Origin of the sequence: Roseitalea porphyridii, assembly GCF_004331955.1 — a bacterium.
Classification (GTDB): domain Bacteria; phylum Pseudomonadota; class Alphaproteobacteria; order Rhizobiales; family Rhizobiaceae; genus Roseitalea; species Roseitalea porphyridii.
Genome location: NZ_CP036532.1, coordinates 1,491,920 through 1,512,202, shown reverse-complemented (window position 1 = coordinate 1,512,202; position 20,283 = coordinate 1,491,920). Strand labels below are relative to the sequence as shown.

Annotated in this window: 20 protein-coding genes; all 20 read right to left on the bottom strand. The window is 65.1% G+C overall.

Going from position 1 to position 20,283, the window contains the following annotated elements; genetic code table 11:
- A complete protein-coding gene (locus E0E05_RS07310) occupies nucleotides 1-1,686 on the bottom strand; it encodes a ribonuclease J (RefSeq protein WP_131616116.1) in 1,686 nt (561 codons plus the stop codon).
- A 1-nt stretch (nucleotide 1,687) separates the two neighbouring features.
- Nucleotides 1,688-2,545: a biotin--[acetyl-CoA-carboxylase] ligase gene (locus E0E05_RS07305; RefSeq protein ID WP_131616115.1), complete on the bottom strand. Its 858-nt coding sequence runs from the start codon at nucleotides 2,543-2,545 to the stop codon at nucleotides 1,688-1,690.
- Between the two features lie 2 nt (nucleotides 2,546-2,547).
- A complete protein-coding gene (nuoN, locus tag E0E05_RS07300; RefSeq protein WP_131616114.1) occupies nucleotides 2,548-3,990 on the bottom strand; it encodes an NADH-quinone oxidoreductase subunit NuoN in 1,443 nt (480 codons plus the stop codon).
- Nucleotides 3,991-4,001: 11 nt separating this feature from the next.
- Nucleotides 4,002-5,522, bottom strand: coding sequence for an NADH-quinone oxidoreductase subunit M (locus E0E05_RS07295; RefSeq protein ID WP_131616113.1), 1,521 nt, complete (start codon nucleotides 5,520-5,522; stop codon nucleotides 4,002-4,004).
- Nucleotides 5,522-7,531, bottom strand: coding sequence for an NADH-quinone oxidoreductase subunit L (gene nuoL / locus E0E05_RS07290; RefSeq protein ID WP_131616112.1), 2,010 nt, complete (start codon nucleotides 7,529-7,531; stop codon nucleotides 5,522-5,524). Before nuoL ends, E0E05_RS07295 begins: the two co-directional genes overlap by 1 nt.
- An 8-nt stretch (nucleotides 7,532-7,539) precedes the next feature.
- Nucleotides 7,540-7,848, bottom strand: a complete 309-nt coding sequence (nuoK, locus tag E0E05_RS07285; protein ID WP_039723359.1) for an NADH-quinone oxidoreductase subunit NuoK — start codon at nucleotides 7,846-7,848, stop codon at nucleotides 7,540-7,542.
- 8 nt (nucleotides 7,849-7,856) lie between these two features.
- On the bottom strand, nucleotides 7,857-8,483 hold the full coding sequence (locus tag E0E05_RS07280; protein WP_192900453.1) for an NADH-quinone oxidoreductase subunit J: 627 nt from the start codon (nucleotides 8,481-8,483) through the stop codon (nucleotides 7,857-7,859).
- Between the two features lie 111 nt (nucleotides 8,484-8,594).
- Nucleotides 8,595-9,086 (bottom strand): NADH-quinone oxidoreductase subunit NuoI, encoded by a 492-nt coding sequence (gene nuoI / locus E0E05_RS07275; protein ID WP_039723360.1) that lies wholly within the window; start codon nucleotides 9,084-9,086, stop codon nucleotides 8,595-8,597.
- Between the two features lie 24 nt (nucleotides 9,087-9,110).
- Nucleotides 9,111-10,145 carry an NADH-quinone oxidoreductase subunit NuoH gene (gene nuoH / locus E0E05_RS07270; RefSeq protein WP_039723361.1) on the bottom strand — a complete coding sequence of 345 codons (1,035 nt, stop codon included), beginning with the start codon at nucleotides 10,143-10,145 and terminating at the stop codon, nucleotides 9,111-9,113.
- A gap of 21 nt (nucleotides 10,146-10,166) precedes the next feature.
- Nucleotides 10,167-12,254 (bottom strand): NADH-quinone oxidoreductase subunit NuoG, encoded by a 2,088-nt coding sequence (gene nuoG / locus E0E05_RS07265; RefSeq protein ID WP_131616111.1) that lies wholly within the window; start codon nucleotides 12,252-12,254, stop codon nucleotides 10,167-10,169.
- A 29-nt stretch (nucleotides 12,255-12,283) separates the two neighbouring features.
- Nucleotides 12,284-12,745, bottom strand: coding sequence for a DUF3291 domain-containing protein (locus tag E0E05_RS07260; RefSeq protein ID WP_210215773.1), 462 nt, complete (start codon nucleotides 12,743-12,745; stop codon nucleotides 12,284-12,286).
- 91 nt (nucleotides 12,746-12,836) lie between these two features.
- Complete coding sequence (locus tag E0E05_RS17655; RefSeq protein ID WP_244597996.1) at nucleotides 12,837-13,811, bottom strand: NADH-quinone oxidoreductase subunit E; 975 nt, start codon at nucleotides 13,809-13,811, stop codon at nucleotides 12,837-12,839.
- A gap of 200 nt (nucleotides 13,812-14,011) precedes the next feature.
- On the bottom strand, nucleotides 14,012-15,316 hold the full coding sequence (gene nuoF, locus E0E05_RS07250) for an NADH-quinone oxidoreductase subunit NuoF (protein WP_131616109.1): 1,305 nt from the start codon (nucleotides 15,314-15,316) through the stop codon (nucleotides 14,012-14,014).
- A 9-nt stretch (nucleotides 15,317-15,325) separates the two neighbouring features.
- The gene (locus tag E0E05_RS07245; protein ID WP_131616108.1) at nucleotides 15,326-15,559 is read right to left on the bottom strand and encodes a hypothetical protein; all 234 of its coding nucleotides are present in this window, start codon (nucleotides 15,557-15,559) and stop codon (nucleotides 15,326-15,328) included.
- A 7-nt stretch (nucleotides 15,560-15,566) separates the two neighbouring features.
- Complete coding sequence (nuoE, locus tag E0E05_RS07240; protein WP_131616107.1) at nucleotides 15,567-16,967, bottom strand: NADH-quinone oxidoreductase subunit NuoE; 1,401 nt, start codon at nucleotides 16,965-16,967, stop codon at nucleotides 15,567-15,569.
- A complete protein-coding gene (locus E0E05_RS07235) occupies nucleotides 16,967-18,157 on the bottom strand; it encodes an NADH-quinone oxidoreductase subunit D (protein ID WP_131616106.1) in 1,191 nt (396 codons plus the stop codon). Before E0E05_RS07235 ends, nuoE begins: the two co-directional genes overlap by 1 nt.
- Before the next feature lie 60 nt (nucleotides 18,158-18,217).
- Nucleotides 18,218-18,541 (bottom strand): four helix bundle protein, encoded by a 324-nt coding sequence (locus E0E05_RS07230; protein ID WP_131616105.1) that lies wholly within the window; start codon nucleotides 18,539-18,541, stop codon nucleotides 18,218-18,220.
- An 84-nt stretch (nucleotides 18,542-18,625) separates the two neighbouring features.
- Entirely contained in the window at nucleotides 18,626-19,237 is a 612-nt protein-coding gene (locus E0E05_RS07225; RefSeq protein ID WP_131616104.1) for an NADH-quinone oxidoreductase subunit C, read from the bottom strand.
- Nucleotides 19,238-19,271: 34 nt separating this feature from the next.
- Nucleotides 19,272-19,850: a NuoB/complex I 20 kDa subunit family protein gene (locus E0E05_RS07220; RefSeq protein WP_131616103.1), complete on the bottom strand. Its 579-nt coding sequence runs from the start codon at nucleotides 19,848-19,850 to the stop codon at nucleotides 19,272-19,274.
- Nucleotides 19,841-20,206, bottom strand: a complete 366-nt coding sequence (locus tag E0E05_RS07215; RefSeq protein WP_131616102.1) for an NADH-quinone oxidoreductase subunit A — start codon at nucleotides 20,204-20,206, stop codon at nucleotides 19,841-19,843. The genes E0E05_RS07220 and E0E05_RS07215 overlap by 10 nt, the downstream gene beginning before the upstream one ends.
- Between the last annotated feature and the right edge of the window lie 77 nt (nucleotides 20,207-20,283).

Here is a 20,283-nt window from a genome sequence, read left to right as displayed (position 1 = left end):
CTATACGCGGTCGACGAGCACCGTCACGAGCGGCTTTTTGCCCCATGCCTTGCGGGCGGCGGCGCGCACGGCCTTGGTCACCGCCTCCTCGACCAGATCGAGGTCCTTGCGCCGGCCGCGCGGCATCGACTCGACCGCGCCCACCGCGGCCTCGAACAGGATGTCCTCGAGATCCTCGCCGTGGGCATCGTTGCGCGGGATGCCGACCGCGACGAGTTGCGGTTCCACCGCGATCTCATGCTTCCTGTCGAGGATCACCGAGACCGCGACATGGCCGGCAAAGGAGAGCCGCCGCCGGTCGACCACACCGACCGCGTCATCATCGCCGATGATGGCGCCGTCCTTGTAGATCTCGCCGTGCGGCACATCGTCGATGATTTCCGGGTCGCCCGGAGCGAGACGCACCAGATCGCCGTTGCGCGCGTCCATCACCGAGGCGATGCCGGCCTCGCGCATCAGCGCCGCATGGGCGGAGAGATGCGCCGCTTCGCCATGCACCGGCACGCCGATCTTCGGGCGCGTCCACTGATACATCTGGCGCAGTTCGCTGCGGCGGGGATGGCCGGAGACATGGACCAGCGCGTCGCCGTCCTCGATCACGTCGATGCCCATGTCGATGAGCCGGTTCTTCGTCTCAAGGATGGCCTTCTCGTTGCCGGGAATCGTCCGCGAGGAATAGACGACCATGTCGCCGGCGGTGAGCTTGACATCGCGCATCTCGTCACGGCCGAGCTTGGCCAGCGCGGCGCGCGGTTCGCCCTGCGAACCGGTCAGGATGATGACCACCTGATCGCGCGGCACCGAGGCGAATTCGGCCTCGTCGAGAAACGGCTCGATGCCCTCCATGTAGCCAAGGTCGGTGGCGACATCGACGACCCGCTTCATCGACCGGCCCATCAGAAGCACGCGCCGGTCTGCCGCCTGGGCGGCGAGCGCGATCGACTTGATGCGGCCGACATTGGACGAAAACGTCGTGATCGCCACGCGGCCCCTGGCGTTGGCGATCACCTCGGCGAGCCCCTGCGAGACCTGCCGTTCGGACGGCGACTCGCCCTCGCGCATGGCGTTGGTTGAATCGCAGATCAGCGCCAGAACGCCCTCGTCGCCCAGTTGCCGGAAGCGGTCCTCGTCGGTCAGCGGGCCGAGCGCCGGATCGATGTCGTGCTTCCAGTCGCCGGTGTGCAGAACCAGGCCCGCCGGTGTGCGGATGGCGAGCGAGACCGGCTCGGGGATCGAATGGGTGACGGCGATGGCCTCGATGTCGAACGGGCCGATCGAGAAGCGCTCGCCGCCATCATAGGTCTCGATCGGCACCTTCGGCGCGTCGGCCTCGCCCTGCGCCTTGGCTTCGAGCATGCCGGCGCCGAACGGGGTCATGTGCACGGGCATGGAGCCGTCCGGCGACAGGCGGTGATAGAGCGACAGGAGCGCGCCGTAATGGTCCTCATGTGCGTGCGTGATGACGATGCCGGCGAGGTTCTTGCGCTCGGCCTCGACGAAGCGGATGTCGGGCAGGACCAGATCGACGCCGGGCAGGTCGGGACCGGGAAAGGTCACGCCGCAGTCGACCATCAGCCACTGGCGCCGGGTCTCGGGACCATAGCCGTAAAGGGCCAGGTTCATGCCGATCTCGCCAACGCCGCCAAGCGGCACGAATACCAGTTCGGGTTCGCCCTTGGGGGCCATGTCAGTTCTCTCCGCCGTGTTGTCCGGCCTGCCGTTCGGTCGCCACCGCGCCGAAATGGACATCGCCGGCCGCAACCTTCGTCACCGTGCCGTCGTCGTGCCTGACGATCAGCCGGCAGTCGTCGTCGATCGTTTCAAGGCGCCCGCGAACGATGCCGCCTCCGGTCCGCACCGCCACGGGCGCATCCAGTCCCGCCGCCCGTTCGAGCCAGCGCCGGCGCACCTGAGGCAGGCCGTCGCCCCCGCTCCAGATGCGATGGGCGTCAAGCCACGCATCGGCGAGCACCGCAAGCACATCGGCGGCCGAGCCCTGAAAGCCGACCGCGCGCAGCGAGGTCGCCGGGTAGCCCACATCCTCCGGCGCGGCAACCACGTTCACGCCGATACCGATCACCACCGCCGGCGCGCCACCGCGAAGCGACGCCGATTCCAGCAATATGCCGGCGATCTTGGCGCCCGAAAGCAGGACGTCGTTGGGCCATTTCAGTTCGAGGCGCGTCCTGCCCGCGCCGTTGGCGTCCATGCCATCGAGCCCCAGGGAAAGGCCCATCTCAGGGGCGAGCCGGCCGAGCGCGTCGGACAGGGCGATGCTTGCGGCAAAGCCGAGCGTCGCGGCCGTGCCGAGATCGGTGCGCGGCGTGATCAGCAGCGATGCGGCGAGATTGCCCTTGGGCCCGTGCCACTGCCGTCCGCGCCGCCCGCGGCCGGAGAACTGGTCGTCCGTCACCACCCAGAGCGGCCCGGACTCGCCGTTTGCCGCCAGCTCGAGCGCCCGTGCGTTGGTCGAGCCGATCCGCTCGTGCGCCTCGAGCCGGTAGCCGGCGGCCAGGGCATCCGGGGAAAGCCGGAACGTGTCCACGATCAGAAGAAGGTCCGCGCGGCGGTTTCGGCATAGGCCGCGATCGGCCCGCCGAAGACGATGTAGGCCAGAACGAACAGGCCGCTTGCGCCCATCACCAGCCGCAGTTCGCCCGCCGGGGCAACAAAGCGCGCCTCGGCGTCGTCGAACCACATGATCTTGATGATGCGCAGATAATAGTAGGCGCCGACCACCGAGGCGAGCACGCCGATGATCGCCAGCGGCCACAGCCCCGCCTCCACGGCGGCGAGGAAGACATACCATTTGGCCCAGAAGCCGGCGAGCGGCGGGATGCCGGTCAGCGAGAACATCAGCGCGGTCAGGATCGTCGCCATCAGCGGATTGTTGGCTGCATAGCCGGCAAGATCGGAAATCTGCTCGACATTGCCCTCGTCCTTGCGCCGCATGGCCAGGATGAAGGCGAAGGTGCCCAGCGTCATCGCCAGATAGATCGCCATGTACAGCATGACGCCCTGAACGCCGGCGACCGAGCCGGCCGCGAGGCCGACCAGCGCGTAGCCCATATGGCCGATCGACGAATAGGCCATCAGGCGCTTGATGTTGCTCTGGCCGATGGCGGCGAACGAGCCGAGCAGCATCGAGGCGATCGAGATGAAGACGATGATCTGCTGCCAGTCGGTGGTCACGGGCTGGAACGCCTCCATGACCACGCGCACAAGAAGCGCCATGGCGGCCATCTTCGGCGCGGCGGCGAGGAAGGCCGTCACCGGTGTCGGCGCGCCCTCGTAGACGTCGGGGGTCCACATGTGGAACGGCACGGCCGAGATCTTGAAGGCCAGCCCGACGAGCAGGAAAACGAGGCCGAACAGCAGCCCGATCGAGCGCTCGCCGCCTATCGCTCCGGCGATCGCCTGATAGTCGATGTGGCCGGTAAAGCCGTAGATCAGCGAGATGCCGTACAGCATCATGCCCGACGACAGCGCGCCCAAGACGAAATATTTCAGGCCCGCTTCCGTCGAGCGGATCGAATCGCGGTTGATCGCGGCAATCACGTAGAGCGCCAGCGACTGCAGTTCGAGCGCCATGTAGAGCCCGAGCAGATTGTCGGCCGAGACCATCAGCATCATGCCCAGCGTCGCCAGCGCGATCAGGATCGGGAACTCGAACCGGTCGAACTTCTCCTCGCGGGCAAAGCCGACCGACATGACGAGCGCAACGGTCGAACCGACCAGCACGAGCGTCTTCATGAACAGGCTGAAGGCGTCATGGACATAGGCGCCGCCGAAGGCCGGGCCCGTCGGCGTGAAGAAGACCATCCAGCCGAGCGCGGCGACCAGAAGCGCCACCGTGAGCGACGTCACGATCGCGTTGGCGCGGTCCTTGTGGACGAACACGCCGACCATCAGGAGCGCCATCGCGCCGACCGCGATGATCAGCTCGGGCGCTGCGATGACAAGGCTCTGGGCAAGGTCTTGGGCGGTCATCGTGGGTCCGTTCAGTTCATCTGCGCGGCAACGTCACCGGCCGCGGCGGCCGCATCGAGCGCGGCCTGGTAGTCGACCAGCAGCGCCTCGACCGAGGGGCCGATCACATCGAGGATGGGCGCGGGATAGACGCCGAAGAAGATCGTCAGCACGACGAGCGGGTAGAGCGTGACCTTCTCGCGGGTGGAAAGATCGAGCAGCGATTTCAGCGTCTCCTTTTCGAGCGCGCCGAAGATGACGCGCCGATAGAGCCACAGCGCATAGCAGGCCGACAGGATCACGCCGGTCGCCGCAAACAGGGCGAACCAGGTGTTGACGCGGAACATGCCCATCAGGGTGAGGAACTCGCCGACGAAGCCCGACGTGCCCGGCAGGCCGACATTGGCCATGGTGAACACCATGAAGGCGACCGCATAGGCCGGCATGTTGTGGACCAGCCCGCCATAGGCGGCGATTTCGCGCGTGTGCAGCCGGTCGTAGACGACGCCGACGCACAGGAACAGCGCGCCCGAGACGAGGCCGTGGCTGAGCATCTGGAAGATCGCGCCCTCAAGGCCCTGCACGTTGGCGGCGAAGATGCCCATCGTCACGAAGCCCATATGGGCGACCGACGAATAGGCGATCAGCTTCTTCATGTCCTGCTGCATCATCGCCACCAGCGAGGTGTAGACGATGGCGATCACCGACAGGGTGAACACGAGCCAGGCCAGATCGGCCGAGGCGAGCGGGAACATGCCCAGCGAAAAGCGGATGAAGCCATAGCCGCCGAGCTTGAGCAGGATGCCGGCAAGGATCACCGAGCCGGCCGTCGGCGCCTCGACGTGGGCGTCCGGCAACCAGGTGTGCACCGGCCACATCGGCATCTTGACGGCGAAGGACGCAAAGAAGGCCAGCCACAGCCAGAACTGCATCTGCGGCGGGAAATCATGGGCGAGAAGTTCGGGGATCGAGGTCGTGCCCGCCTCCCAGTACATGGCCATGATGGCGAGCAGCATCAGCACCGAGCCGAGCAGCGTGTAGAGGAAGAACTTGAACGAGGCGTAGACGCGCCGCTTGCCGCCCCACACGCCGATGATGATGAACATCGGGATCAGGCCGCCCTCGAAGAAGACGTAGAACAGCACGATGTCGAGCGCGCAGAACACGCCGATCATCAGCGTCTCGAGGATCAGGAAGGCGAGCATGTAGGCCTTCACGCGGCTCTGCACCGCCTCCCAGCTCGCCAGGATGCAGATCGGCATCAGGAAGGTGGTCAGGATGACGAACAGCATCGAGATGCCGTCGACGCCCATACGGTAGGTCAGCCCACCGCCGAGCCACTCGGCCTCCTCGACGAACTGGAAACCGGGATTGGACGTGTCGAAGCCGGCCCAGATCAGCAGCGAGACGAGGAACGTGAACACGGTCGTCAGCAGCGCGACCATGCGGATGTTGCGCAGGCCCATCTCCGTCTCGTCGGAGATGAAGAAGATGACGAGGACACCGACCAGCGGCAGGAAGGTGACCAGCGACAGAAGCGGCATGCCGGCCATCACAGCACTCCTCCGAGCATCATCCAGGTGACGAGCGCGGCGATGCCGATCACCATGGCGAAGGCGTAGTGGTAGATGTAGCCGGTCTGCCACTTGACCACGCGGCCGGTGACGTCGGTGACGCGTCTGGCGACGCCGTCCGGTCCGAACCCGTCGATCAGCCAGCCGTCTCCGCGCTTCCACAGGAAGGTGCCGAGACGCTTTGCCGGGCGGACGAACAGGAAGTCGTAGAGTTCGTCGAAATACCATTTGTTGAGCAGGAACCGGTAAAGGCCGGCGTGCTGGCGGGCGAGTGCGGCCGGGGTCTCCGGCGAGCGGATATACATGTACCACGCCGTCACAAGGCCGATGGCCATGACCACGAACGGGCTCCACTTCACCCAGTAGGGAACGTCGTGGAACTCGTCGAGAACATGGTTGTCGGGTCCGGCGAACAGCGCCGTGCGGAAGAAGTCGTTGTACCAGCCCTCGTGGTGGCCGTGGCCGACGAACGCCGAATAGAAGAGGACGCCGGCAAACAGGGCGCCCGCCGCAAGCACGTAGAGCGGCACCAGCATCACGGGCGGCGATTCGTGCACATGGTGCATGACATCGGCCGTGGCGCGCGGCTTGCCGTGGAAGGTCATGAAGATCAGGCGCCAGGAATAGAACGAGGTGAACAGCGCGGCGATCACCAGCAGGCCGAAGGCGATGCCGGCGGCCGCGTTCTGGCCGACGAAAGCGCTCTCGATGATGGCGTCCTTGGAGAAGAAGCCGGCGGTGCCAATGTAAGTGCCCGGAATGCCGACCCCGGTCAGCGCGACCGTGCCGATGATCATCATCCAGTAGGTCATCGGGATGTGCTTGCGGAGCCCGCCCATCTTGCGCATGTCCTGCTCGTCGGAGACCGCGTGGATCACCGAGCCGGCGCCCAGGAACAAGAGCGCCTTGAAGAAGGCGTGGGTGAACAGGTGGAACATCGCGGCGCCATAGGCGCCGATGCCGAGCGCGACGAACATGTAGCCGAGCTGCGAGCAGGTCGAATAGGCGATGACGCGCTTGATGTCGTTCTGGACGAGGCCGACCGTGGCGGCGAAGAAGGCGGTGATGGCGCCGACGATGGTGACGACGGTCAGCGCGTCCTGTGAATATTCGAAGATCGGCGACAGGCGCGCGACCATGAACACGCCCGCCGTGACCATGGTGGCGGCATGGATGAGCGCGGAGACCGGCGTCGGGCCCTCCATCGCGTCGGGCAGCCAGGTGTGCAGCAGGAACTGGGCCGACTTGCCCATCGCGCCCAGGAACAGCAGCAGGCACACGGCGGTCAGCGCCTCGCCGGCGGTCAGGTCCATCCAGAGGAAGGTCAGCAGCACCTCGCGCGCCGCCTCGGATGCCTCGCCGTCGACGGACGCGAAGGCGGCGGCATTGGCGAAGATCGTGTCGAAATTGACCGAGCCGAACAGCACGAACACGCCGAAAATGCCCAGGATGAAGCCGAAATCGCCAACCCTGTTGACGATGAACGCCTTCATGGCGGCGTTGTTGGCCGAGGCCTTCTTGTACCAGAAGCCGATCAGCAGATAGGAGGCGAGCCCGACGCCCTCCCAGCCGAAGAACATCTGGATCAGATTGTCGGCGGTCACCAGCATCAGCATGGCGAAGGTGAACAGCGACAGATAGGCGAAGAACCGCGGCCGGTGCGGGTCGTGGTGCATGTAGCCGATCGAATAGATGTGCACGAGCGAGGAGACGGTCGTCACGACGACGAGCATGACCACCGTCAGCGTGTCGATGCGGAAGGCCCAGTCGACATCCAGATTGCCCGAATCCATGAACCGCATGACCTGGACCGTGCGCGGATCGGCTTCCGAGAAGCCGACCGTGATCAGCGCGATCCACGACAGGATCGCGGCGATCACCAGAAAGCCGGAGGTGACGTATTCGCAGGCCTTTGCGCCGAGCGCGCGTCCGCCGAAGCCGGCAATCAGCGCGCCCAGAAGGGGCAGGAAGACGATGGCGTGATACATGGGTGCGATCAGCCCTTCATCGTGGAGACGTCTTCAACGGCGATCGAGCCGCGATTGCGGTAGAAGACAACGAGGATGGCAAGCCCGATGGCGGCTTCGGCCGCCGCGACGGTCAGCACGAACAGGGCGAAGACCTGGCCGACCAGATCCTGCAGGTGCGCCGAAAAGGCGATGAAGTTCAGGTTCACCGACAGAAGGATCAGTTCGACGCTCATCAGGATGACGATGACGGACTTGCGGTTGAGGAAGATGCCGAAGATGCCGATGACGAACATCAGCGCCGAGACGGTCAGAAAGTGGGCGATGGTGATGGTCATGGCGTCTTTCAGAGCCCCTTGCCGCTGTCGACATCGACCAGTTCGATCGCCTTCTTCGGATCGCGGCCGACCTGGGCGCCGATGTCCTGGCGCTTGACCTGCGGACGGGGGTCGCGAAGCGTCAAAACGATGGCGCCGATCATCGCCACCAGCAGCACCATGCCGGCGATCTGGAAGAAGTAGACATAGTCGGTGTAGAGCACGTCGCCGAGCGCGGCCGTGTTGTGGCGCACCGCCGGGTCCGGCATCGGCAGTTCGGCCGTGCCGGGCGTCGCCACGGCAAAGGACTGGCCGACCACAACGATCAGAAGCTGGGCGGCGATGACGATGCCGATCAGAACGCCAACCGGCGCGTATTCCGCGATGCCCTGGCGCACGGAGGCGCGATTGACCTCGAGCATCATGACGACGAACAGGAACAGCACCGCCACGGCGCCGACATAGACCGCCAGCAGGATCATGCCGAGGAACTCGGCGCCGGTCAGGATGAAGAGCGCGGCGGTGTTGAAGAACACCGCGATCAGGTAGAGCACCGAATGCACCGGATTGCGCGCCACGACGACCATGACCGAGCATGTCACCGCAACGAGCGCGAACATGTAGAAGAATGCCGCCGAAAGGCCGGTCAACAGCATGTGTTTCCCCGATCTGTGGTGTGCCGGCTGCGCTCTAGCAGGCCCGGCGCGCTGGGGCTAGGCGCATTTGGTTGAACCGCCCCGCCCCGTGGACTTTTCTTGTCGCCGGCCTCAACGGTAGGGCGCGTCGAGCGCCATGTTGCGGGCGATCTCGCGTTCCCACCGGTCCCCGTTGGCCAGCAGTTTTTCCTTGTCGTAGTACAGTTCCTCGCGCGTCTCGGTGGCGAACTCGAAGTTCGGTCCCTCGACGATCGCATCGACCGGACAGGCCTCCTGGCAGAAGCCGCAATAGATGCATTTGACCATGTCGATGTCGTAGCGGACCGTGCGCCGCGTGCCGTCGTTGCGGCGCGGGCCGGCCTCGATGGTGATCGCCTGGGCCGGGCAGATCGCCTCGCACAGCTTGCAGGCGATGCAGCGCTCCTCGCCATTGGGATAGCGGCGCAGCGCGTGCTCACCCCTGAAGCGCGGGCTCAGCTTGCCCTTCTCGTGCGGGTAGTTGATCGTCGCCTTGGGCGCCACGAACCGGCGCATCGCCATGAAGAAGGCGCTGACGAACTCGGCCAACAGCAGCGATTTGGCGGCTTGCGCGAATGTTGTCATCGGTTCGGTCTCCGGTCCTTTGGCTTAAGCCCAGCCGGTCAGCTTGAGGAAGGCGGCGGTGGCCACCACCATGAACAGGGATATGGGCAGGAACACCTTCCAGCCAAGGCGCATGAGCTGGTCGTAGCGGTAGCGCGGCACGATCGCCTTCACCATGGCGAACATGAAGAAGACCAGACACAGCTTGAACATGAACCAGAACACGCCGGGCAGCCAGGTGAACGGCGCGAAATCGAAAGGCGGCAGCCATCCGCCCATGAACAGGATCACGGTCAGCGCGCACATCAGAAGGATGGCGATGTACTCGCCCAGCATGAACAGCATGTAGGGCGTCGACGAATATTCGATCATGTGACCGGCGACGAGTTCCGATTCGGCCTCGACCAGATCGAAGGGCGGCCGGTTGGTCTCGGCGAGCGCGGAGATGAAGAAGATCACGAACATCGGCAAAAGGCCGAGCCAGTGCCAGTCGAGGAACGTGTTCGGCAGGCCCAGCCAGGTGCCGATGCCGTCGCGCTGGGCGAGCACGATGTCGGTCAGGTTGAGCGAACCCACCAGCAGCAGCACGGTGACGATCACGAAGCCGATGGAGACCTCGTAGGAGACCATCTGCGCGGCCGAGCGCAGCGCGCCCAGGAACGGATATTTCGAGTTCGACGCCCAGCCGGCCATGATCACGCCGTAGACCTCGAGCGCGGAGACGGCGAACACGAACAGGATGCCGACATTGATATTGGCGATCGCCCAGCCTTCCTGCACCGGGATCACGGCCCAGGCGATCAGCGCAAGGCCGGCCGACACGAGCGGCGCGAACAGGAAGATGCCCCGGTTTGCGCCGGCGGGAATGATCGGTTCCTTGATGACGAACTTCAAAAGGTCGGCGAAGGACTGCAGCAGGCCGAACGGGCCGACCACGTTGGGGCCCTTCCGGCTCTGCACGGCAGCCCAGATCTTGCGGTCGGCGTACAGCACGAACGCGGTGAACACGAGCAGCACCGTCAGGAACGCCAGCGACTGGGCGAGGATCAGCAGGCCGGGAATGACGTAGGTCTCAAGCATGATATCGGTCCAATCGCCGGCTTATTCCGCCGCTTCGGGCATGGCGTTGCGCGCCAGCGCCGAGCATTCGGCCATGACGGCCGAGGCGCGGGCGATCGGGTTGGTCAGATAGAAGTCTTTGACCGGTGATGCAAACGCCGATTTCCCCAGCCGTCCGCCCTTGGAGGCCAATGCACGCATGGCGTCGGCGTCGCCGGGCTGGATCGTGCCGATCGCGGCCAGATGCGGGTGCGCCTCGAACAGTTTCGCGCGCAACTGGCCAAGCGAATCGAACGGCAGCTTGTGGCCGATCACGTCGGACAGGGCGCGCAGGATCGCCCAGTCCTCGCGCGCTTCGCCCGGGGGGAAGCCGGCGCGGTTGGTCATCTGCACGCGACCCTCGGTATTGACGTAGATCGCCGACTTCTCGGTGTAGGCCGCGGCCGGCAGGATGATGTCGGCATGGTGGGCGCCGACATCGCCGTGGGTGCCGATATAGATGGTCGTCGCGCCCTGCTTGCGCTTGCGAAGATCCATCTCGTCCGCGCCAAGCAGGAACAGCACGTCGGTCTCTGCGACCATCCTGGCCGCGTTCAGACCGCCCTCGCCCGGCACCATGCCGATGTCGAGCCCGCCGACGCGCGCGGCGGCCGTGTGCAGGACGCACAGGCCGTTCCAGTCTTCGGTCAGCGCGCCGACCTGATCAGCAAGGCTTGCGGCAAGGCCGAGCACGGCGCGGCCGTCGCCGCGCGCCAGCGCGCCCTGGCCGACGATGATCAGCGGCCGCTTGGCCTTCTTGAGCCTGGTGACGAACTTGCCGCCCTTTTCGACCAGATCCTTGAGCGTTTCGGGACCCGCGCCGAGCGCCTCGTAATCGTAGCGCAGATCGCCCATGTCGCCGATCACGCCGATCGGGATCGGCGCGGCGCGCCAGGCCTTGCGGATGCGCGCGTTCAGGACCGAGGCCTCAAAGCGCGGATTGGCGCCGACGATCAGGATCGCGTCGGCATCCTCAATGCCTTCGATGGTGGCGTTGAACAGGTAGGAGGCGCGGCCGAGCGCGGGATCGAGCGCGGCGCCGTCCTGGCGGCAATCGACGTTCGGCGAACCAAGACTTTCCATCAGGAGCTTGGCGGCGAACATCTCCTCGACACCGGACAGATCGCCGGCGATGGCGCCGATCCGGTCGCCCGCCTTGCCGTCGAGCGCCGCCTTGACGGCAGCGAATGCCTCGCTCCACGCGGCGGGCTTGAGCCTGCCGTCGGCGCCGCGCACGTAGGGCCGGTCGAGCCGCTGGGTGCGCAGGCCGTCCCAGACGAAGCGGGTCTTGTCGGAGATCCACTCCTCGTTCACCTGCTCGTTGACGCGCGGCATGATGCGCTTGACCTCGCGGCCGCGCGTGTCGACGCGGATGGCCGAGCCGACCGCGTCCATCACGTCGATCGATTCGGTCTTGGTCAGCTCCCATGGGCGCGCCTGGAAGGCGTAGGGGCGCGAGGTGAGCGCGCCGACCGGGCAAAGGTCGATGACATTGCCCTGCAGTTCGGACGTCATCGCCTGTTCGAGATAGGTGGTGATCTCGGCGTCCTCGCCGCGACCGATCAGGCCAAGCTCGGAAATTCCGGCGACCTCGGTCGTGAAGCGGACGCAGCGGGTGCAGTGGATGCAGCGCGTCATGATCGTCTTGACGAGCGGGCCGATATATTTGTCCTCGACGGCGCGCTTGTTCTCCTGGAAGCGCGAGGAATCGATGCCGTAGGCCATCGCCTGGTCCTGCAGGTCGCACTCGCCGCCCTGGTCGCAGATCGGGCAATCGAGCGGATGGTTGATCAGCAGGAATTCCATCACGCCTTCGCGAGCCTTCTTGACCATCGGCGTGGTCGTGAAAACCTCAGGCGGCTGTCCCTCGGGGCCCGGGCGCAGATCGCGCACGCCCATCGCGCAGGACGCGGCGGGCTTGGGCGGCCCGCCCTTCACCTCGACCAGGCACATCCGGCAGTTGCCGGCGATCGACAGGCGCTCGTGATAGCAAAAACGCGGAATCTCGGCGCCGGCTTCCTCGCACGCCTGCAACAGCGTGTAGTGGTCGGGAACCTCGATTTCCTTGCCGTCAACCTTGATCAGGGCCATGGGCGCCTTTCCGTCTCTCAGTCGTCATCTCACGCGCAGCGCTGGCTCTGCCACAGCTTGACGTGCGGCAAGTGCGCCCAGTCGAACGCATGGTCCGTATTGCCGTGCCGGTCCAAATGGTCAAGCCGTTGGCGTGCTTCATCAGGCGAAGGTCGATGCCCGTCCTCCACCCACCACATCGCAAAGTTATGGGACTCGATCGCGTCGAACCACTCGGCCTTGCGCCGGTAAACGTGCTTGTGGACGGTATTCCAGACATAGTGTTCGAGGTGCCGGGGTGTTTCCCAGACGCTCATGTTGAAGATCACCATCGGATCGTCAAAAACGCCCATCGCGAGCGTGTTGCCCTCTGCAACCTGATAGCGCCAGACAAAGCCGTCCGAGCGTTCGGCGACCGCGTTCACCTGGTCGATCCTTGCAACGAAATCGGCCATGGCCGGATCGTCGAGCGGTTTTTTTGCGCGAGCAATGTTTGCCTCGGCCAGCAGCAAGGGCTTTCCTCCGTTTTTGTCGCCGGCCTTCTGCAAGTGCCGGTCAATGGGCCGGCCCGGACGCCTTGGCGCCCGGGCCGATGGGTCCGTCTCAGCGCGGCTCCTTGCCGAACATCCTGACATATTCGTCGCGGCCGCCCTTGGCGAGCGCGGCAGCCTGGGCGATCCAGCCGTCACGCTCGATGCGGCCCTTGAACTGGAGATAATCGTCCACCCAGGCGACTTCCTCGGGGGTCCACTCGGCGATCTGTGCGAAGGTCCAGATGCCGAGGCTGTTGAGCACGCTTTCGAGCTTGGGACCGACGCCCGAGATCATCTTCAGATCGTCGGGCGATGCCGGCTTTTCCACCTTGCGTGGCTGACGAAAATCCTCGGGCATGATGTCGAGCGGGGCCGGGCCTCCGGGGCGGGCCGGAAGCTCGGTCGCAACGGCCTCCGCGGCGGGGATCGTCGCGGCCGGCGCGCCATCGGGCGTCGGCGCCACGGCCGCCGCCGGTTCCAGCGCGAGCTTCGTCTTGCCGTTGCTCCTGGCGGTTGCCTTCTTGCGGGGCGCGCGGACCTCGGCCTTCGGCGTGGTCTCGGCCACGGTTGCGGCATTCCCGGCCATCTCTTCAGCCAGGCCGAACGCCCACTCGAACTTGAGCGGGTTGGTCATGTCCGTCCCGGGCGGCGCGAAGGGCGAGACCTCGCGGGTCGCCTTCTGCATGCGCATGGCGGTGTCCATCATGCCCGTCATCGCGCCGAACATGGTGCCCATCATCTGGCTCGCCGCGCCCATCGACACGGCGGTGCCGGCGGCCATCGCGGCCACGGGATGAGTGGCGAGATTCGGCATGCCCTCGAAGCCCGGCACCGCGTTGAGCATCGTCTCCATGTTGGCTTCGATTGCCTTGGCGTCGGGCAGCACGGCCATGCCGGACATGTCCGGAACTCTCGGCACACCCATGCCGCGAAGCCAGTCTTCGGTGGTCTTCTGCAGCGGCTCCATGCCCGGCATCAGCGCCACGAACGGGTTTTCCCTGGCCTGCGGGCTCATCCAGTCGTCTGCGAACGGAAACATCGACATGTGTCTCTCCTCAGCTGTCGCTTGCGTTCGCCGTTCCGTGGTGTTTCCTCGTGCCGGACGCTCGTCGTAACGGCGTCCGGGCGGACCGGTAACGGTCTCTTCATGGTCTCGTTCGCCCCCTAGCCCGGCCCTTTCGATCAACACAAAGAGAACAGGCAAGGGAACGCGTGCTGCATTGCAGCATAATTCTCGGCGAAATTCTACTCCGCCGCTTCCAGAACCGGTTTGGCCTGATGCGCGTTCCGCGAGAACTCGTCGATGCGGCGCTCGATCTCGGACCGGAAGTGGCGAATGAGGCCCTGGATCGGCCATGCGGCGGCATCGCCAAGCGCGCAGATCGTGTGTCCCTCGACCTGCTTGGTGACATCGAGCAGCATGTCGATCTCGCGCTTGTGCGCGTTGCCGACGACCATGCGCTCCATCACGCGCCACATCCAGCCGGTGCCCTCGCGGCACGGCGTGCACTGGCCACAGCTTTCATGCTTGTAGAAATAGGACAGCCGCGCGATCGCCTTTACGATGTCGGTCGACTTGTCCATGACGATCACGGCGGCGGTGCCGAGGCCCGACTGAAGGCCGCGCAGGCTGTCGAAGTCCATCGGGCAGTCGATGATCTGTTCGGCCGGAACGAGCGGAACGGACGAGCCGCCAGGAATCACCGCCAGCAGATTGTCCCAGCCGCCACGGATGCCGCCGCAGTGGCGGTCGATCAGTTCACGGAACGGAATGGACATCTCCTCTTCGACCGTGCACGGCGCGTTGACGTGGCCGGACACGCAGAACAGCTTGGTGCCGGTGTTGTTCTCCTTGCCGAGCGCCGAGAACCAGCCTGCCCCGCGCCGCAAAATTGTCGGCGCAACGGCGATCGATTCGACGTTGTTGACGGTGGTCGGGCAGCCGTAAAGGCCGACATTGGCCGGGAACGGCGGCTTGAGGCGCGGCTGGCCCTTCTTGCCTTCCAGGCTTTCGAGCAGCGCGGTCTCCTCGCCGCAGATATAGGCGCCGGCGCCGTGATGGACGTAGACCTCCATGTCCCAGCCGCACTTGTTGTTCTTGCCCAGAAGGCCGGCCTCGTAGCACTCGTCGATTGCCGCCTGAAGCGCCTCGCGCTCGCGCATGAACTCGCCACGCACATAGATGTAGGCGACATGCGCGTTCATCGCGAAGCCGGCGACGAGACAGCCCTCGATCAGCGTGTGCGGATCGTGGCGCAGGATCTCGCGGTCCTTGCAGGTGCCCGGCTCGGATTCGTCGGCATTGACGACGAGGTAATGCGGCCGCTCGCCCACTTCCTTGGGCATGAACGACCATTTCAGGCCGGTCGGAAATCCCGCGCCGCCACGGCCGCGCAGGCCCGACGCCTTCATCTCGGAGATGATCCAGTCGCGGCCCTTGTCGACCAGGCCCTTGGTGTCGTCCCAGTGACCACGGCCCATCGCGCCCTTGAGCGACTTGTCGCGCAGGCCGTAGATGTTGGTGAAGATGCGATCCTTGTCAGCGAGCATGGTTTTCTCTCAGTTCGCCGGTTCCGATACGATGTCGAGGCGTCGTTCGATGCGTTCGAGACGGTTTTCCACGCCTCCCATGCGGGAAAGCAGGGCATTGAGCTCTCCCTGCGCCGCATGCTGGTGCAGGCGCACGGCGATAAGCTCTTCCTTTATGTCTCGCTGACCTTCGCGAAGCATGCGGACCTCACCTTGGAGGTTCTTCAGTATCTCGAACATCAGTTCCTGGGTCTGATCCGTCATCGCTGCCTCATCGCGGCTTCTTGCCGAAGACACGAACATACTCGTCCACGCCGCCCTTGGCCAAGGCCTTGGCCTGCTTGACCCAGTCGTCGCGTTCGATGCGGCCCTTGAAGCTCAGATAGCCGTCGACCCATTCGCGCTCGGCCTTCTTCCACTTGGCGATCTGGCCGAACGTGTAGATGCCCAGACCGTTGAGCTTTTCCTCGAGCTTCGGCCCGACGCCGGAGATCAGCTTGAGATCGTCGGGCGCGGCGGGACGCTCCATCGCCGCCGGCCGGTTCTTGTCCGCGCGCAGGCCGCCCATCTCGTCGTGGACCACCGGATCGCGCATGGCGGCGCCCGACGCCCTGGTGCCGCTTTGCGAGGCGGCCTTGACGGTCTTGTCGGACGCGGCGCCACGCGCGGTGGCCGCCGGCGCGCCCTTGGCCGGCTTGCGGGTGCGGGCCGGACTCTTCGGCGCTGTCTGCGGCGTGTCCCGGCCCGCCGCCCTGGATTGTGCCGCCGCGGCCGGACTCTCCGAACCGGTCAGTTCGGAGCGTTTCGGGGGCTTCTTGGCCCGGCCCGAGGCGGTCGCGGCGAGCTTCATGGTCGGATTGCCTTCGGCCACGGACTTGGCCGGCTGCTTCTTGCTGGGGCGGACAGCGCTCGCGGTGGAGGCGATCGCAGCCGTCGGGCTGACCTTGGTCTTCGTCTTCGCCGTGCCGGGCTTGGCCTTGGCCGCATCCGGTCCTTTGGCCGCGGCGGCCTTGCTCTTCGTTCCCGGTGTCTTGCGCGCCCTTGAAGCAGGCTTTTTCCCGTCATCGTCGAGCAGGCTCGTCAGGCCGGTTACCGGCGCCGAATAGACCCGGTCGATCTGCGGGCCCGGCTCGATCTCGTCGCCCCTGCCCGCCTCGAACGCGTCGATGATCTCCTCGAGCCGTTCAGGCGTCAGGTCTTCGTAGGCGTCGCGCCCGATGATCGCCATGGGCGCGTTCACGCATGCGCCCTGGCACTCGACCTCTTCCCAGGACAGCGTGCCCGCATCGTTGCGCACGAACTGGCGCTCGTTGATCTTGCGCTGGCAGACCGCCATCAGTTCCTCGGCGCCGCGCAGCATGCAGGGCGTGGTGCCGCACACCTGCACATGCGCCTTCGTGCCGACCGGCTCCAGCTGGAACTGGGTATAGAATGTGGCGACCTCCATGACGCGGATCAGCGGCATATCGAGCATCTCGGCGACATGCTCGATCGCGGCACGGGTCACCCAGCCTTCCTGGTCCTGGGCCAGCATCAGAAGCGGGATCACCGCCGAATGCTGGCGGCCCTTGGGATACTTCCTGATCCACCCCTTGGCCTCGGCCGCATTGGCGCGGTCGAACTTGAAGCCTTCGGGCTGGAGCGTGTCTTCGGCGAGACGGCGTACGGACATTATCGGTCAACCTCTCCGAACACGATGTCGAGCGAACCAAGGATCGCCGAGACGTCGGCCAGCATGTGGCCGCGGCTGAGGAAATCCATGGCCTGCAGATGCGCGAACCCGGGCGCGCGCAGCTTGCAGCGGTAGGGCTTGTTGGTGCCGTCGGCGACAAGATAGACGCCGAACTCGCCCTTGGGCGCCTCGACGGCGGCGTAGACCTCGCCGGGCGGCACCTTGTAGCCTTCGGTGTAGAGCTTGAAATGGTGGATGAGCGCTTCCATCGAGCGCTTCATCTGTCCGCGCTTGGGCGGCACGATCTTGCCGTCGGTGTCGGAAACCGGGCCCTGGCCGTCGGCGCTCATCAACTTGTCGACGCACTGGCGCATGATCGCGGCGGACTGGCGCATCTCCTCCATGCGGATCAGATAGCGGTCGAAACAGTCGCCGTTCTTGCCGATCGGGATCTGGAATTCCATCTCGTCGTAGCATTCGTAGGGCTGTGAACGGCGCAGGTCCCATTTCGCGCCCGAGCCGCGCACCATCACGCCCGAAAAGCCCCAGGCCCAGGCATCGTCCAGATCGACCACGCCAATGTCGACGTTGCGCTGCTTGAAGATGCGGTTGCCGGTCAGGAGCCCGTCAATGTCGTCGACGACCTTCAGGAACGGATCGATCCAGTCGCCGATGTCCTCGACAAGCTTGGGCGGCAGGTCCTGGTGGACGCCGCCGGGCCGGAAGTAGGCCGCGTGCAGACGCGCGCCGCAGGCCCGCTCGTAGAACATCATCAGCTTTTCGCGCTCCTCGAACCCCCACAGCGGCGGGGTGAGCGCGCCGACATCGAGCGCCTGGGTTGTCACGTTCAGAAGGTGCGACAGGATCCGGCCGATCTCCGAGTAGAGCACGCGGATGAGCTGGCCCCGGCGCGGCACCTCGACCTCCAGAAGACGTTCGACCGCGAGCGCGAAGGCGTGCTCCTGGTTCATCGGCGCGACGTAGTCGAGCCGGTCGAAATAGGGCACGGCCTGCAGGTAGGTCTTGTGCTCGATCAGCTTCTCGGTGCCGCGATGCAGCAGGCCGATATGCGGATCGACGCGCTCGCACAGTTCGCCGTCAAGCTCGAGCACCAGGCGCAACACGCCGTGCGCCGCAGGGTGCTGCGGACCGAAATTGATATTGAAGTTGCGGACGTTGTGTTCGGTCATGGAGCGCTCCTGGCGGGCGCGTGAATGGTGAATGGTGATTGGTGAATGGTCATGCCGACGCTATCGGCCCTTTTGCTCGAGCTTGCGGATCAGTGACCGAAGCATCTTGCCAAGGCTCGTGCATTTCGAGGCCACCCCTTCGCTTTCATCTCCACCCAGCAAGCCGACCCGCCGTGCCAATTCGGAGAGCGTTTCAAGTTCCTTCAGCGAGCCCTGCGCGATCCGCAAGTACTGGATGAAAGACTGCCGGCTCTCCCGACCGAATCCTTCGGCAATGTTGGCCGGGATGGATGTTGCGCATCGCCGCATTTGACTGCTCATTCCGAAGCGCTCGTCCGGCGGGAAGGACTTCGTCAACTGATAAATCTCAACTGCCAGCGCCATTGAATCCTTCCAGACCGTAAGATCCCGATAGTCGTGAATGGGTGCGTGGCGGTCTCGACTATTCACTACTCACCACTTCACCATTCACTTCCCTTCGGCTTTCTCATCCCCCGGCAACACATACTCCGTCCCCTCCCACGGCGACAGGAAGTCGAAATCGCGGAACTCCTGGCGCAGGCTGACGGGCTCGTAGATCACCCGCTTGGCCTCGTCGTCATAGCGCACCTCGACGAAGCCGGTCAGCGGGAAATCCTTGCGCAGCGGATGGCCCTCGAAACCGTAATCGGTCAGCAGCCGGCGCAGGTCCGGATGGCCGGTGAAGAGGATCCCGTAAAGGTCGTAGGCCTCGCGCTCGTACCAGTTGGCGCCGGGAAACACGCCCGTGGCCGAAGGAACCGGCGTTTCCTCGTCGGTCATCACCCGGACGCGCAGCCGCTGGTTCAGCGTCGGGCTCAGCAGGTGGTAGACGACGTCAAAGCGCTTGTCCCGCTCGGGATAGTCGACGCCGGACAGGTCGATGAATGAGACGAAGCCGGTCTGCATGGAATCGCGCAGCCGCGTCAGCGTGGGGATGATATCCTCGACGCCGACGGTGATCGACAGTTCGCCCCAGGCGGTGTGCGCCTCGTGGTCGATGTCGCCGAGCGTGTCGGCGACGGTGCTCGCCAGATCGTCGAGATTTTCAAGCGTGGCCATCAATGGCTTTCCGTTTTGCGGCGACCGGCGCGGGTCAGCGTTCGATCGTGCCGGTGCGGCGGATCTTCTTTTGCAGCATCAGGATGCCGTAGAGCAGCGCCTCGGCGGTCGGCGGACAGCCGGGCACGTAGATGTCGATCGGCACGATGCGGTCGCAGCCGCGCACCACCGAATAGGAATAGTGGTAGTAGCCGCCGCCATTGGCGCACGAGCCCATCGAAATCACGTAACGCGGTTCGGGCATCTGGTCGTAGACCTTGCGCAGCGCCGGCGCCATCTTGTTGGTCAGCGTGCCGGCGACGATCATCACGTCGGACTGGCGCGGCGAGGCGCGCGGCGCCACGCCGAAGCGCTCGGCATCGTAGCGCGGCATCGATGTGTGCATCATCTCGACGGCGCAGCAGGCGAGCCCGAACGTCATCCACATGAGCGAGCCGGTGCGGGCCCAGTTGATCAGCTCGTCGGTCGAGGTGACCAGAAAGCCCTTGTCGGCCAGTTCGTTGTCGATCTCGCCGAAGAAGGAGTCGTCATGGCCGATCGGCTTGCCCGTCTTCGGGTCGATGACGCCGCGCGGCTGCGGCGCGAGAAGTGTCTGGTCGTCGTTCAATCCCATTCCAGCGCTCCTTTGCGCCACTCATATATGAAGCCGACCGTCAGAACGCCAAGGAAGACCATCATCGACCAGAAGCCGAACATGCCCAGTTCGCCGAACGAGACCGCCCAGGGAAACAGGAACGCCACTTCCAGGTCGAAGATGATGAACAGGATCGCCACGAGATAGAAGCGCACGTCAAACTTCATGCGCGCATCGTCGAAGGCGTTGAAGCCGCACTCGTAGGCCGACAGCTTTTCCGGGTCCGGGCTCTGATAGGCGACGATGAACGGCGCGATCAGCAGCGCGGCGCCGATGCCGAAACACACGACGAGAAAGATGATGATCGGCAGATAGGAGGCGACAACGGCTTCCATGTGACAACACCCCGATGGTTCGTGGGACTGCGATTCATCTAGTCCCATTCGTCGCGGCGCACCATATGGCCGAAAGC